This is a genomic window from Paraburkholderia ribeironis, from assembly GCF_900019265.1.
In the GTDB taxonomy this organism is placed as follows: domain Bacteria; phylum Pseudomonadota; class Gammaproteobacteria; order Burkholderiales; family Burkholderiaceae; genus Paraburkholderia; species Paraburkholderia ribeironis.
In genome coordinates this window covers 12,268-24,442 of sequence record NZ_CYGX02000009.1, presented here as the reverse complement: position 1 = coordinate 24,442, position 12,175 = coordinate 12,268, and the positions used below count along the sequence as shown (strand labels likewise).

Annotated in this window: 11 protein-coding genes; 5 read left to right on the top strand and 6 right to left on the bottom strand. The window is 63.4% G+C overall.

The window, feature by feature from the left end; translation table 11 throughout:
- The first annotated feature begins 295 nt into the window (after positions 1-295).
- A complete protein-coding gene (locus BN2475_RS03800; protein WP_159444520.1) occupies positions 296-1,594 on the top strand; it encodes an NAD(P)/FAD-dependent oxidoreductase in 1,299 nt (432 codons plus the stop codon).
- Between the two features lie 223 nt (positions 1,595-1,817).
- Here BN2475_RS03800 and ychF read toward each other — a convergent pair whose 3' ends face one another.
- Positions 1,818-2,915: a redox-regulated ATPase YchF gene (gene ychF / locus BN2475_RS03795; protein WP_094778252.1), complete on the bottom strand. Its 1,098-nt coding sequence runs from the start codon at positions 2,913-2,915 to the stop codon at positions 1,818-1,820.
- 388 nt (positions 2,916-3,303) lie between these two features.
- Here ychF and BN2475_RS03790 point away from each other — a divergent pair, with 388 nt between their 5' ends.
- The 4 genes from BN2475_RS03790 to BN2475_RS03775 all read left to right on the top strand — a co-directional run bounded on the left by BN2475_RS03790 (position 3,304) and on the right by BN2475_RS03775 (position 7,974).
- Positions 3,304-4,473 carry a UbiH/UbiF family hydroxylase gene (locus BN2475_RS03790; RefSeq protein ID WP_094778251.1) on the top strand — a complete coding sequence of 390 codons (1,170 nt, stop codon included), beginning with the start codon at positions 3,304-3,306 and terminating at the stop codon, positions 4,471-4,473.
- Positions 4,474-4,611: 138 nt separating this feature from the next.
- Positions 4,612-5,337 carry a DsbC family protein gene (locus tag BN2475_RS03785; RefSeq protein ID WP_094778250.1) on the top strand — a complete coding sequence of 242 codons (726 nt, stop codon included), beginning with the start codon at positions 4,612-4,614 and terminating at the stop codon, positions 5,335-5,337.
- Between the two features lie 94 nt (positions 5,338-5,431).
- Positions 5,432-7,222, top strand: a complete 1,791-nt coding sequence (locus BN2475_RS03780; RefSeq protein WP_094778249.1) for a M61 family metallopeptidase — start codon at positions 5,432-5,434, stop codon at positions 7,220-7,222.
- A 155-nt stretch (positions 7,223-7,377) separates the two neighbouring features.
- Complete coding sequence (locus BN2475_RS03775) at positions 7,378-7,974, top strand: FMN-dependent NADH-azoreductase (RefSeq protein WP_094778248.1); 597 nt, start codon at positions 7,378-7,380, stop codon at positions 7,972-7,974.
- Between the two features lie 122 nt (positions 7,975-8,096).
- Here the strand turns inward: BN2475_RS03775 and BN2475_RS03770 are convergent, their stop codons facing one another.
- The 5 genes from BN2475_RS03770 to BN2475_RS03750 all read right to left on the bottom strand — a co-directional run bounded on the left by BN2475_RS03770 (position 8,097) and on the right by BN2475_RS03750 (position 12,164).
- Complete coding sequence (locus BN2475_RS03770; RefSeq protein ID WP_094778247.1) at positions 8,097-8,933, bottom strand: uracil-DNA glycosylase; 837 nt, start codon at positions 8,931-8,933, stop codon at positions 8,097-8,099.
- Positions 8,934-9,023: 90 nt separating this feature from the next.
- The gene (locus BN2475_RS03765) at positions 9,024-9,650 is read right to left on the bottom strand and encodes a CYTH domain-containing protein (protein ID WP_094778246.1); all 627 of its coding nucleotides are present in this window, start codon (positions 9,648-9,650) and stop codon (positions 9,024-9,026) included.
- Positions 9,651-9,711: 61 nt separating this feature from the next.
- Positions 9,712-10,497, bottom strand: a complete 786-nt coding sequence (gene trpC / locus BN2475_RS03760) for an indole-3-glycerol phosphate synthase TrpC (protein ID WP_094778245.1) — start codon at positions 10,495-10,497, stop codon at positions 9,712-9,714.
- An 18-nt stretch (positions 10,498-10,515) separates the two neighbouring features.
- Positions 10,516-11,547 (bottom strand): anthranilate phosphoribosyltransferase, encoded by a 1,032-nt coding sequence (gene trpD, locus BN2475_RS03755; protein ID WP_094778244.1) that lies wholly within the window; start codon positions 11,545-11,547, stop codon positions 10,516-10,518.
- A gap of 14 nt (positions 11,548-11,561) precedes the next feature.
- Entirely contained in the window at positions 11,562-12,164 is a 603-nt protein-coding gene (locus tag BN2475_RS03750) for an aminodeoxychorismate/anthranilate synthase component II (RefSeq protein WP_094778243.1), read from the bottom strand.
- Positions 12,165-12,175 lie beyond the last annotated feature (11 nt).

The window sequence follows — 12,175 nt, the reverse complement described above, 5'->3', positions numbered from 1 at the left end:
CGACGGTCACCTTGGTGCGCAACGTTCGGTCGGTTGTTCCGGACAACGCCTTCCGACTGAGCCGCGGTTTCCAGGCGACAAGCGCGCGCCACGGCTGTTCCAAGACATCGGTGCTCGTTAGTGTGCGGCTCGATAACGCGCATTGAATCGAACCGAGACAGCCTCCCGTCGGGTCTTGAGAGACTCATTCAGACGGCTACAGGCGCCCTCAGCGTACGAGCGACCTGGAAACGGGGCTATCCCCAAGACTTGGCAGTAGACCAGCTTGGTCATGAATTCCGTCGGGAGATGGACAATGAAACAGGTCGAGCATCATTGGCACAAAGTCTCCAGGGAGGCAACGGTATGTTATCCAACCCTCACCGAGCCCCAGTCTGCTGACTACGTTGTCGTTGGTGGAGGCTTGTCTGGTTTGAACGCAGCCATCGAATTGGCAGGTCTCGGTGCGTCGGTGGTCGTGCTCGAACAAGACAGCATTGGCCAAGCTGCGTCGGGACGCAACAACGGTCAAGTCATCCCTCATCATTCGAAGGCTAGCCCCAGTGAGATTGAGCATCTGCTGGGTCCCGTTCGCGGCCAAAGATATAACGGGCTCGTTGCAACGGCTCCGATGAAGCTTTTCGATTTAATCGACCGCTACGACATTTCATGTGACTCGGTACGCAACGGCTGGATGCAGGCCTGCCATTCCACACGGGCGCGGGAAAGGGGGCGAGTCTTTTATGAGGAGTGGAAAAGTTTTGGCGCTTCGGTGGAGTGGCTCGACCGCGACGCCTTTGGTGAGCGAATGGGAAGCGCTAACTATCTGGGAGGATGGAAGGCAATCAATGCCGGCCATCTAAACCCGTACGCCCTTTGCAGAGGACTAGCGCGGGGAGCCGCTAGTGAAGGTATTCGCCTCTTTGAGACGTCTGGGGTGACTTCCCTGGTTCGGGATGGAAGCAGATGGCGAGTTCGAACCTCTACTGGCGAAGTCTTGGCGAAGGGTGTCCTGATAACTACGAACGCCCTGACTGGGAATTTCTGGCCAGGGCTACGCCGCTCGCTGATACCAGTGCGAATTTACCAGGTCGCCACCGAACCGTTGAGCGAACTTCAGCGCAAGAGTGTGCTTCCTGGAAATGAGGGTGTCTCCGACACCCGAAGAGACCTCTTCGCGTGCCGCTACGACAGCGAAGGCAGGCTCGAAGCAATCGGAACCCATACGCTCTGGCACGACGCTGCGCAGCGAGGTCAGACTGCGGTCATGCAGAAATTCCGGGCTGTGTTCCCGCAGTTTAAGGGCCTGAAGGCCGCGGCGTATTGGGAAGGCACCCTCGCTGTGGTTCCTGACCGTATTCCGCGACTGATGACCCTCGGGCCTAACCTGCTCTTCGCCGGGGTTTATTCGGGACGTGGCGTTGCCATGAGTACGGTCTGGGGAGCCAGTGCTGCACGCCTGCTCGCCGGGGCTGCACGCGAGGAAGATATGCCCGTGCCCGTTACCTCGCTGAAGCAGATTCACGGACATGGAATCGCCGTTCGTGTGGCCAGCCTGGTACATCCGTGGCATCGATTTGTAGACAAGTTCGAAGCGAAGATTGCCAAAATCTGAGGCTCGGTCCAGCTGAGGCGCTGAACTATCCAGTGATATGAAAAGCCTGAAATCCTCGAAAACCTCACGACGAGATTCTCGAAATGTCGTCCATAGTGCGGCCAAAGAGGCGCCAATCATCGATTGGGAGCCTGCGACGGAATCAGCGTGCCATAAACCAGATGTGGTGACCCATGGCATATGTCCATAGGCACCAGGTTCTCGGGTGGATGTCCATACCCCTTTATGTGCGGCTGAACAGGAAGTTCATCACGTCGCCGTCGTGCACGATGTATTCCTTGCCTTCCGCGCGCATCTTGCCGGCTTCCTTCGCGCCTTGTTCGCCCTTGTAGGTGATGAAGTCGTTGAACGAGATCGTCTGCGCGCGAATGAAGCCGCGTTCGAAGTCGGTGTGAATCGCGCCGGCCGCTTGCGGCGCGGTGTCGCCGATGTGGATCGTCCACGCGCGCACTTCCTTCACGCCGGCCGTGAAATAGGTTTGCAGGCCCAGCAGCTTGAAGCCCGCGCGAATCACGCGGTTCAAACCCGGCTCGTGCATGCCCATGTCGGCAAGGAACACTTCCATGTCGGCTTCATCGAGGTCGGCGATGTCGGCTTCGATCGCCGCGCACACGGCCACGACCGGCGCGTTCTCCGTAGCCGCGAATTTCTGCACCGCTTCCAGGTGCGGATTGTTTTCGAAGCCGTCTTCCTTCACGTTCGCCACGTACATGGTGGGCTTCGCCGTGATCAGGCAGAACGGCTTGAGCGTGGCCTTTTCTTCGTCCGACAGATCGAGCGCACGGACCGGCCTGGCCTGGTCGAGCTGGGCGCGGACCTTTTCCAGCACCGCGACATTGCGGGCGGCCTCCTTGTCGTTGCCCGACTTGGCGGCCTTCGAATAGCGCGCGAGCGCCTTCTCGACGGTCGCGAGGTCGGCGAGCGCGAGCTCGGTGTTGATCACTTCGATATCCGACAGCGGATCGATCTTGTTCGCGACGTGAATCACGTTGTCGTCTTCGAAGCAGCGCACCACGTGCGTGATTGCATCGGTTTCGCGAATGTTCGCGAGGAACTGGTTGCCGAGGCCTTCGCCCTTGCTGGCGCCCGCCACCAGACCGGCGATGTCGACGAACTCCACCACCGCCGGCAGGATGCGCTCCGGCTTGACGATTTCGGCCAGCGCCTTCAGCCGCGCGTCTGGCACTTCGACGACGCCGACGTTCGGCTCGATCGTGCAGAACGGATAGTTTTCGGCGGAAATGCCCGCCTTGGTCAGCGCGTTGAACAGGGTGGACTTGCCGACGTTAGGCAGGCCGACGATGCCGCATTGGAGGCTCATGAAAATCCTTCAGTGAATCAGTAAGTTGTGTGATGCGCTCGACGCTGGGTGCGGATTCGGGAAGCCTGCGCGAAGGCGCGGCGGGGCAAACGCGGCGGAGCGGGACAAGTCACCGGATCGGGGCGTTGGCCCGACGATCGAGTGCAAGTTTTCACGGAAACCGCAATTGTAACCCGTTCGGATCGGCTTACCGGCGGCAGCGGGAGAGTGGGCCCGATGGGCGAGGGGCATCGCGCATCCTGTCGTCCGACGCCGCGTTCATGCGTCTGCGCAAGGCGAATGCGGCGCTCACGGCGGGCGCAAAGCAGCGGACGTCCTTCGATTTCTCGGGCGCAAATGCCGCACGCGCCGATCCGTCCCTCGCAACCCCCGCAGCTATAATGCGCGGATGAACCCACACCACCAGACCTTTGATGCCGCCGTGGTCGGCGGCGGGCTCGTCGGCAAGACCGCGGCGCTCGCACTCACGCAAGGCGGACTGCGCGTGGCGCTGCTCGCGCAACCGTGCGCGCTGCCCGCCGGCGCCGCCTTCGACTCGCGGGTCTACGCGCTATCGTCGAGTTCCCAGGCGCTGCTGGAACGGTTACGGGTCTGGCAGGCACTCGATCTGTCGCGGCTCGGCCCCGTCTACGACATGCGCGTCTACGGCGACGCGCACGCCGAACTGCATTTCTCCGCGTTTCAGGCTTCGGTGCCGCAACTGGCGTGGATCGTCGAGTCGTCGGTGATCGAGCGCGCGCTCGATGCGGCGCTGCGCTTCCAGCCGAATCTCACCTGGATCGACGCGCGCGCGCAGGCGCTCGACTTTGCCGCGGACGGCGCCAGCGTCGGTCTTGCGAACGGCAACGTGCTCGAGGCCGATCTGGTGGTCGGCGCGGACGGCGCGCACTCGTGGGTGCGGGCGCAGATCGGCTCGAAGATGGTGCGGCGCGATTACCGGCAAACCGGCGTGGTCGGCAATTTCAAGGCCGGCAAGCCGCACGGCGAAACCGCTTACCAATGGTTCAGGGACGGCGAGATCATCGCGCTGCTGCCGATGCCGGACGGCTACGTGTCGCTCGTCTGGTCGGCGCGCACGGAGCACGCCGAGCAACTGCTCGCGCTCGATCCCGCGCAACTCGCCGCCGAAGTGGAGCGCGTGAGCGGCGGCCAGTTCGGTGCGCTCGAATGCGTGACGCCCGCGCAAGGCTTCCCGCTAGCGCTGCAAACGGTGGACCGGCTGGTGGCGCCGCGCGTCGCGCTGGTCGGCGATGCGGCGCATCTGATTCATCCGCTGGCGGGGCAAGGCATGAACCTCGGTTTGCGCGACGTCGCGGCGCTTGCCGACACGGTCGCCGGCAAGGAATCGTTTCGCGATCTGGGCGACATGGTACTGCTGCGCCGCTACGAGCGAGCGCGCCGCGAAGATATCCGCGCGCTGATGATCGCCACGGACGGGCTGCAAAGACTCTTCTCCGTGCCTGGACCGTTCGCCAAGGCGATACGCAATACCGGCTTGGCCTTCGTCGGCGCGCAGCCGCTCATCAAGCGCTGGCTGGTGTCGGCCGCGCTGGGGTAACGCAGCGAACGCAGCGCGCTGGCCGCCGTGGCCGGCGACACGGGTATCATAAGCGGACGAACGGCGGACGAACGCCGTTCCTCCGGGCGGACACGTGATACAACGCGCAAGATGCGCGCTCGAACTCAGGAACACAGCATGAAAAAAACCTTCCGCATGGTAGCCGGCGCGCTCGCGATCGCCGCCGTCACGCTCGGCTGTTCCGCACAGGCCGACCAGACCACCGACAAGCTCAAAGCCACGCTGCAAACGCGGCTGGCCGACGTGACGATCAAGAGCATCACGAGGTCGCCGATCGCCGGCCTGTACGAAGTGAACCTCGGCACGCAGATCATCTATAGCGACGCGAACGGCGATTACCTGATGCTCGGCGACATGCTCGACGCCAAGACCCGCAAGAATCTGACCGAAGCGCGTCTGTCGGAGACCAACCGCATCGATTTCGCCAGCCTGCCGTTTGCGAACGCGGTGAAGGTCGTGCGAGGCAACGGCGCGCGCAAGATCGCCGTGTTCTCCGATCCGAACTGCCCGTATTGCAAGCAGTTGGAAACATCGCTGAAGTCGATCGACAACGTGACGGTGTACACGTTCCTGTACCCGGTTCTGTCGCCGGACTCGACGGCCAAGTCGAAGTCGATCTGGTGTTCGACGGATCGCGCCAAGGCCTGGGAGTCGTGGATGCAGGACCGTCAGGCGCCCACCGCCGCCGGTACGTGCGACACCGCCGCGATCGACAAGAACCTCGCGCTCGGCCATGCGATGAATGTCGAGGGCACGCCCACGGTGTTCCTCGCCGACGGCCGCCGCCTGCCGGGCGCCGTGCCGGCGGAGCGGCTGGACAGGGAAATCTCCGCAGTCCACTAAGCCCCACACCACCCACCGAACCAGGAGGCGCATAGTGCGCCTCCTGTCGTATGCAGCCCCGAACTTCACCGCCTCAATCTCCTGGCCGCCGCCGATGAAGCCGATCCGCTACACCATTGTTCCCAGTCAACCCGCCGCCCACCTGTTCGAAGTCACCGTGACCGTCGCCGATCCCGATCCGGCCGGCCAGCGTTTCTCACTGCCAGCGTGGATTCCGGGCAGCTACATGGTGCGCGAGTTCGCGCGCAACATCGTCACGCTGCGCGCGATCAACGACGTGGGCCGCAAGGTGCGGATGGAAAAGATCGACAAGCACACGTGGCAGGCCGCGCCGGTCAAAGGCGCGCTGACGCTGCGCTACGAGGTGTACGCGTGGGACCTGTCGGTGCGCGCCGCGCATCTGGACGATACGACGGGCTTTTTCAACGGTACGAGCGTATTCCTGTCGCCGCTCGGTCACGAAGAAGCGCAGTGCGTGGTGGATATCCAGAAGCCGCAAGGCGCGGCGTATCGCAACTGGCGCGTCGCGACCGCGCTGCCGGAAGCGCGCGGCACCAAGCGCTACGGCTTTGGCGAGTACCGCGCGCAGAACTATGACGAGTTGATCGACCATCCGGTTACGCTCGGCGAGTTCGCGCTGGCGACCTTCAACGCGCATGGCGTGCCGCACGACGTCGTGATCGCCGGGCGTGTGATCGGGCTCGACATGGCGCGCCTGTGCGCGGACCTCAAACGCATTTGCGAAGCGCAGATCGCGGTGTTCGAGCCGAAGACGAAGAAAGCGCCGTTCGATCGCTACGTGTTCATGACGCAGGCAGTCACCGACGGTTACGGTGGCCTGGAACACCGCGCTTCGACGGCGCTGATCTGCAATCGCGGCGATCTGCCGGTGCAGGGGCGCGACGCGATGAGCGAAGGCTATCGGACCTACCTTGGCCTGTGCAGCCACGAGTATTTCCACACCTGGAACGTGAAGCGCATCAAGCCGGCTGTGTTCGCGCCATATGACCTGCGCGTCGAGAACTACACGTCGTTGCTGTGGCTGTTCGAGGGCTTCACGTCGTACTACGACGATCTGATTCTGGTGCGCAGCGGCCTGATTTCGCAGGACGACTATTTCGGCTTGCTCGGCAAGGTGATCGGCGGCGTGCAGCGGGGCAGCGGCCGCCTGAAGCAGACCGTCGCCGAAAGCTCGTTCGACGCGTGGATCAAGTACTACCGGCAGGACGAGAACGCACCGAACGCGATCGTCAGCTACTACACGAAGGGCTCGCTCGTCGCGCTCGCGTTCGATCTGACGATTCGCGCACAGACCCGCAACCGCAAATCGCTCGACGACGTGATGCGTCTGCTGTGGCGGCGCTTCGGGCGTGATTTTTATCGCGGCAAGCCGGTCGGCGTCGATGAGGGCGAGACTGAAGCAATTTTCGCCGAAGCGACCGGCGCACAACTGGACAGCGTGTTCGCCGACGCCGTGCATGGCACGCGCGATCTGCCGCTCGACGCGCTGCTCGCGCCGTTCGGTGTATCGCTTGCACCCGATCTGGACAAGAACGGCAAGCCGTCGCTCGGTGTGCGGCTGCGCGGCTGCGCGGATTGCACGCTGGCGGCAGTTCACGAAGACAGCGCGGCACAAAAGGCCGGGCTCTCGGCCGGCGACGTGCTGATCGCGCTCGACGGTCTGCGCGTGACTGGCTCGAATCTTGACGGCCTGCTTGCGCGCTACGAGCCGGGCGCGAAAGTGGAAGTCCACGCGTTCCGCCGCGATGAGTTGCGCACCACGCAAGTCAAGCTCGATGGGCCCGAGACGTCGCGCTACAAACTCTCGGTCAGCGACAAGCGGACCGCCGCGCGCAAAGCGCGCGAGCACTGGCTGGCGGGCTGACCGTAGTCCGGGCTGGCCTAAATGGGCAGGCGAGGGCGTCGGATTGTTCTATCAGTGCAACAATCCTTCGCCGCCGGATGGCTTTTTCCCGGATCGGTAAAAAAACACAATGGCTCCACTCGCGCAACACTGCGCGCCCCCAACTGGAGTCAACCATGACCACGATCCTGCAAATCAACTCGGCAGCCCGCTCGCAAGGCGCGAACTCGACGTTGCTCGTCAACGAGCTGACCGCCAAGCTGCAACAATCGAATCCGGGCGCGCAAGTCGTCGTCCGTAATCTGCAAGCAGAGCCGCTGCCGCATCTGGACGACGCCGTGCTCGGCGCGTTCTTCACGCCGGCTGACGAGCGCACGGCCGAGCAAGCCGCAATCGCCGCACGCAGCGAAGCGCTGATCGCCGAACTGCAAGCAGCCGACATCGTCGTGATCGGCGCACCGATGTACAACTTCGGCATCTCGTCGCAGCTCAAGACGTACTTCGACTTCATCGCACGCGCTGGCATCACGTTCCGGTACACGGCGAACGGCCCGGAAGGTCTGGTGAAGGGCAAGAAGGTTTACGTCGTGTCGGCTCGCGGCGGTAAGTACCTCGGCACGCCGAACGACAGCCAGACGCCGTATCTGAAGAGCTTCCTGAGCTTCCTCGGCGTAACCGACTTGAACTTCATCTACGCTGAAGGCCTGAACATGGGCCCGGACGCAGCGGGTGCCGCGCTGGCTTCCGCACGCGAAGCGATCGCCACAGCGTAAGGTCTGCCGTCACACCGCTGTGCCGCCGCTGTGACGCTTCAAGGCAGCAGCTGGCGATGCAATGAAAAACGCCACGGACGTGAGTCCGTGGCGTTTTTTCTATTGCGACGCGGTCCGCGCCATCACGCCAGCATTTGCGCTTCGTCGGGCAGACGCCAGTCGATCGGATCGCGACCGTGCTTCACGAGATATTCGTTTGCCTTCGCGAAATGCCCACAGCCGAGAAAGCCGCGATGCGCGGACAGCGGCGATGGATGCGGCGCTTCCAGCACGTAATGCGACTTGCCGCCGACCAGCGCGCGCTTGGCTTGCGCATGCGCGCCCCACAGCATGAACACGAGGCCCTCGTGGCGCATCGCCAGTTCATGGATCAGCGTGTCCGTGCATTTCTCCCAGCCGCGTTTTGCGTGACTCGCCGCGCTGTCGCGTTCGACGGTCAGCACCGTGTTCAGCAGCAGCACGCCTTGCTTCGCCCACGTGTCGAGACAACCGTGACGCGGCGGTTCGTGGCCGAGACTCGCGGCAATTTCCTTGAAGATATTGCGTAGCGACGGCGGCGTGCGCACCTTCGGCGCGACGGAAAACGCGAGTCCGTGCGCTTGCGGCGTGCCGCGATCTTCGCCGTGATACGGGTCCTGGCCGAGGATCACGACCTTGACGTCATCGGGGCTGGTCAGGCGCAGCGCACGGAAAACGTCAGCGGGGTAGACGATTTTGCCGGCGGCGCGCTCACCGTCGACGAAACGGCACAGGGGCGCGTACGCGTCGCTGTCGATGAAAGGCTGCAGATGCTTGCGCCATGCGCTCGGCAACGCGGCGAATTGGGCTTCGAGCGTCGGCTGGATATCGGCGCCGGCGGAGCGCGGCTGATTGGTCATGGCTTGGGCCGGTGTGGATGCGGCGTCGCCGAACAGCGAGGCTTGCGACGGGTTCGAGCGGGTTCGGGAATCGGAGGTCATGGCGGAGAAGTGTCGCAGCAAACGCGCCCAGGCTCAAGGTGCCGCGGCGCGCGGCAATGGTGCGTGGTGACGTGTAGCCGATGTAGCCGCTCAGCCGGCGCGCAACTGATAACCGCGCTGCGCCTTGCTGACGTCGTCCGGCACGAGGCCGGCGATGTGCTGGCCGAGTTCCGTCGCGAGTGCGTGAAGGGCGGCTTGGTCGCCGGACTTCAATTCGAGCTCGATCTCCGAGATCGGTGCGCGGCGCGTCTCGCCGCCCACTTCTGCGAGTACGTCGCCTTGATCGATCGCCGCCTCGATTTCCGACCCGTCCGCTTCGACGTGCCACACCGTGCGCGTGAAATTCGTGCGGAACAGTTCGATCAAGGCCGGCGCCGCCTGACGCAGCGCTTCCTCGGCAGCCGGGTCGTCGCAGGTACGCAGCAACGTGTCGATTTCCAGCTTTGCGCCCGCGACCGGCATTTCCCATTCATGCCGGCTGTGCAAACCCTGCTTCGCATTGCCCATTGTCTTGAAGGTTTGCAGCCAGCCATCCGGCGTCTGGCGCAGACGCAGCGCGCTCTTCGACGCCGCCAACGCGAGCTGCGGCGTATCGAAGTAAATATTCACCAGCTTGACCGGGCGTCCCGCAACGCCCGTGCGCGCGACGAACCATTGCATTGCCGCCTGCACCTGCCCGGCCGGCAGCGCCAGCTTGATTTCGTGTTCCATGCCCATGGTCTGTTCCAGCCAACTATGGCTCACCGTGCCGATACCGTGCACTACGCAGATAGCGTGCCTAGAAAAACATCCGCGCCAACTCTACACCCGGCTCTTGCGCGCGCATGAACGCCTCGCCGACGAGGAACGTATTCACGTCCATCGCACGCAGCCGTTCGACGTCGTCGCGCGACAGAATGCCGGATTCGGTGACGACGATCCGGTCGTCGGGAATCGACTCGAGCATGCCGATGGTCGTTTCGATCGACGTTTCGAAAGTACGCAGATTGCGGTTGTTGATGCCGATCAGCGGCGTCTTCAACGTGAGTGCTTCCTTCAGCTCGTTGCTGTCGTGCACTTCGACCAGCACCGCGAGGCCCAGCGAATGCGCCAGCGCTTCGAGGTCCTGCATCTGCGAGGTGTCGAGCGCGGCAGCGATCAGCAGGATCGCGTCGGCGCCCATCGCGCGTGCTTCGACGATCTGATACGGATCGACGATGAAGTCCTTGCGCAGCACCGGCAGCTTGCACGCGGCGCGCGCCTGCTGCAGATACGCGACGCTGCCCTTGAAGAACTGCACGTCGGTCAGCACCGACAGGCAGGCCGCGCCGTGCTTCTCATAGGAACGTGCGATCTCGGCCGGGTCGAAGTTTTCGCGCAGCACGCCTTTCGACGGGCTCGCCTGCTTCACTTCGGCGATCACCGCCGCCAGGCCCGCGGCATGTTTGGCGCGCAACGCGCCGACGAAATCGCGCAGATCGCGCGACGACGCTTCGAGCCGCAATTCTTCGAGCGGCGCGCTTTGTTCGGCCGCGCGGACTTCTTCGCGTTTGACCGCGATGATGCGGTCGAGGATGTCGCTCATAAGTGTCTCGCTACGTGATTACTGCTTGAATTGCTGGGTGAAGCGGATCAGCTCGTCGACCTTCGCGCGAGCCTTGCCGCTCGCGATCGCTTCGCGTGCGAGCTGGATGCCATCCGCGATCGACGAAGCCACGTTCGCCGAATACAGCGCCGTGCCCGCGTTCAGCGTGACGATTTCGCGCGCCACGCCCGGCTTGTTGTCGAGCGCATCGAGCAGCATCGCTTTGGATTCGCTCGCGTCGGCCACTTTCAGCGTGCGGTTCGACACCATCTGCATGCCGAAGTCTTCGGGATGAATCTCGTACTCGTGCACCTCGCCGTCGCGCAACTCGCCGACTTGCGTCGCCGCGCCGAGCGACACTTCGTCCATGCCGTCCATGCCGTACACGACGAGCACGTGCTTCGCGCCGAGGCGCTGCATCACACGCACCTGAATACCGACCAGGTCGGCGTGAAATACGCCCATCAGCTGGTTCGGCGCGCCGGCCGGGTTGGTCAGCGGCCCGAGGATGTTGAAGATGGTCCGCACGCCGAGTTCGCGGCGCACCGGCGCAATGTTCTTCATGGCCGGATGATGGTTGGGCGCGAACATGAAGCCCATGCCCGTTTCCGCAATCGACGCAGCCACCTGGTCCGGCTGCAGATCGATATTCACGCCGAGCGCTTCGAGCACGTCCGCGCTGCCCGATTTGCTCGACACGCCGCGGTTGCCGTGCTTTGCGACTTTCGCGCCGGCCGCGGCCGCCACGAACATGGTCGCGGTGGAAATGTTGAACGTGTGCGAGCCGTCGCCGCCGGTGCCGACGATATCGACGAAGTTCGAGTTGTCCTGCACTTCGACGTGCCGGGCAAATTCACGCATCACCGTGGCGGCCGCGGTGATTTCGCCGATGGTCTCTTTTTTGACGCGCAAGCCGGTGATGATCGCGGCCGACATCACGGGCGAGAGTTCGCCGCGCATGATGAGCCGCATCAGATGCAGCATTTCATCGTGGAAAATTTCGCGGTGCTCGATGGTCCGTTGCAGCGCTTCCTGGGGCGTAATCGACATGGATCGTCTCTCTATCAAGCGTTGCGTTGGGAGGTCTTGCCGCTCGCGAGCTTCGACTGCTTGATGAAGTTTTCCAGCAGCGCATGGCCGTGTTCGGACAGGATCGATTCCGGATGGAACTGCACGCCTTCGACGGCCAGTTCCTTGTGACGTACACCCATGATCTCGCCGTCGTCGGTCCATGCCGAGACTTCGAGGCAGTCCGGCAGCGACTCGCGTTCGATCGCGAGCGAGTGATAGCGGGTCACGACGAAATGCTTCGGCAGGTCGGCGAACACACCTTTGCAGTCCGTTTCGATCGTGCTCACCTTGCCATGCATGATGGTCTGCGCGCGCACCACGCGGCCGCCGAATGCCTCGCCAATGGCCTGGTGGCCGAGGCAGACGCCGAGAATCGGAGTCTTGCCGGCGAACTCGCGCAGCACGTCGAGCGTGATACCCGCATGTTGCGGATTGCTGGGACCCGGTGACAGGCAGATGCGCTCGGGGTTGAGCTTCGCGATCTCGTCCAGCGTGATTTCGTCGTTCCGATAGGTGCGTACGTCTTCGCCGAGTTCGCCGAAGTACTGCACCAGGTTGTAGGTGAACGAATCGTAGTTGTCGATCATGAGCAGCATGGTGTGTCTCC

Coding starts and splice junctions, on each gene's coding strand:
- BN2475_RS03800 (WP_159444520.1), top strand. CDS start 296: ATGAAACAGGTCGAGCATCATTGGCACAAAGTCTCCAGGGAGGCAACG.
- ychF (WP_094778252.1), bottom strand. CDS start 2,915: ATGAGCCTCCAATGCGGCATCGTCGGCCTGCCTAACGTCGGCAAGTCC.
- BN2475_RS03790 (WP_094778251.1), top strand. CDS start 3,304: ATGAACCCACACCACCAGACCTTTGATGCCGCCGTGGTCGGCGGCGGG.
- BN2475_RS03785 (WP_094778250.1), top strand. CDS start 4,612: ATGAAAAAAACCTTCCGCATGGTAGCCGGCGCGCTCGCGATCGCCGCC.
- BN2475_RS03780 (WP_094778249.1), top strand. CDS start 5,432: ATGAAGCCGATCCGCTACACCATTGTTCCCAGTCAACCCGCCGCCCAC.
- BN2475_RS03775 (WP_094778248.1), top strand. CDS start 7,378: ATGACCACGATCCTGCAAATCAACTCGGCAGCCCGCTCGCAAGGCGCG.
- BN2475_RS03770 (WP_094778247.1), bottom strand. CDS start 8,933: ATGACCTCCGATTCCCGAACCCGCTCGAACCCGTCGCAAGCCTCGCTG.
- BN2475_RS03765 (WP_094778246.1), bottom strand. CDS start 9,650: ATGGGCATGGAACACGAAATCAAGCTGGCGCTGCCGGCCGGGCAGGTG.
- trpC (WP_094778245.1), bottom strand. CDS start 10,497: ATGAGCGACATCCTCGACCGCATCATCGCGGTCAAACGCGAAGAAGTC.
- trpD (WP_094778244.1), bottom strand. CDS start 11,547: ATGTCGATTACGCCCCAGGAAGCGCTGCAACGGACCATCGAGCACCGC.
- BN2475_RS03750 (WP_094778243.1), bottom strand. CDS start 12,164: ATGCTGCTCATGATCGACAACTACGATTCGTTCACCTACAACCTGGTG.